The organism is Neisseria sp. P0008.S010, assembly GCF_051962715.1.
In the GTDB taxonomy this organism is placed as follows: domain Bacteria; phylum Pseudomonadota; class Gammaproteobacteria; order Burkholderiales; family Neisseriaceae; genus Neisseria; species Neisseria elongata.
On sequence record NZ_JBQCVA010000110.1, the window covers coordinates 1 to 1,191 of the forward strand.

The 1,191-nt window shown below is 41.5% G+C and carries 2 protein-coding genes; one reads left to right on the top strand and one right to left on the bottom strand.

All coding sequences use genetic code 11. The annotated features are described in order from the left end of the window. Positions 1-159 precede the first annotated feature (159 nt). Positions 160-534, bottom strand: a complete 375-nt coding sequence (locus tag ACTHSL_RS12670; RefSeq protein ID WP_440381663.1) for a hypothetical protein — start codon at positions 532-534, stop codon at positions 160-162. 181 nt (positions 535-715) lie between these two features. Here ACTHSL_RS12670 and ACTHSL_RS12675 point away from each other — a divergent pair. Continuing rightward, positions 716-1,191, top strand: a 476-nt coding sequence (locus ACTHSL_RS12675) for an IS1595 family transposase (RefSeq protein WP_440381664.1), incomplete at its 3' end; no start/stop codon positions are given.

A 1,191-nucleotide genomic window follows, 5' to 3' on the forward strand; every position in this document is an offset into this window, starting at 1 on the left:
ACTTCGGCACACCGTCCCAGCAGCTAAAAATCTTGCGGGTTTGGTGTGGAATTTAGGGCTAATCTAGTACAGCCCCTATAAAAATGCATAACTAAAATTTTGCATATTTACTTTAGTAGGGATTCAAGGATACTCAAATTGACCAATCTCATTATCAGCCTAATCACGACCACGCTTTTTCAGTTGTTCATATTCACTTGGCGTCAAAATCCAAACTTCTCTTACCTGATCCTGATGATTCAAAAAAACACCTACAGGTTGCCCCACATATCCTTGTAATCGATTTTTAGTAATAAACCTATTGTGAGTATCCTTAATCCGAATACTTTCTAAAGCTTCAGTTTCCGTTCTATTGCTTCCAAGTAGCCCCAGAGTCAAAATCTGAGTCCAACTCCATCCATCCCCAGCCAATACGATATCTGGATAATTAACTTGTTTCAGTACAGCTAAACGAATATCAGAAGGTAAAACTCGGGCAGCCCAAACCTGAGAACCTATAAATAGCGTCAACCCCAATATCAATAACTTCTTCATATAACACCCATTCGTATTTCCTAACATTTAAACTAGTAGACCATGATAAGCCTAACGCAATGCAAAGTGTAGCATAAATGAACACCTTAACACGACTTAAGGAATCTGACTTTCATGAAATTACCTACATACAAAAATTTTAGGGGCTGTACTAGATTAGCAGATATGTTACCCTCGAAATATGAAGATAACACACTACAAATTAAAGAAAAAAGTACAGAAAGAACTGCTCCGGTTTTTTGTACTCGAAGTTACCGCCCGTTCTGCCGCCGATATTTTGGGTATCCATCCCAATTCGGCAGCACTGTTCTACCGTAAAATCCGTATGGTCATCAGCCATCATTTGGCCTTGGTCGCCGATGAGGTTTTTGAGGGCTCTGTCGAGTTGGACGAAAGCTATTTCGACGGACGGAGTAAAGGCAGACGTGGTCGCGGTGCGGCAGGAAAAGTGGTTGTCTTCGGCATTCTGAAACGTAACAGACGGGTCTATACCGTTGTCGTAGATAATGCCAAATCCGATACTTTAATGCCTGTCATTAAAAGGAAAATCATGCCGGACAGTATTGTTTATACCGATAGTCTGAGCAGCTATGACAAGCCGGACGTAAGCGGTTTTATCCATTACCGCATCAACCATTCCAAAGCGTTTGCCGACCG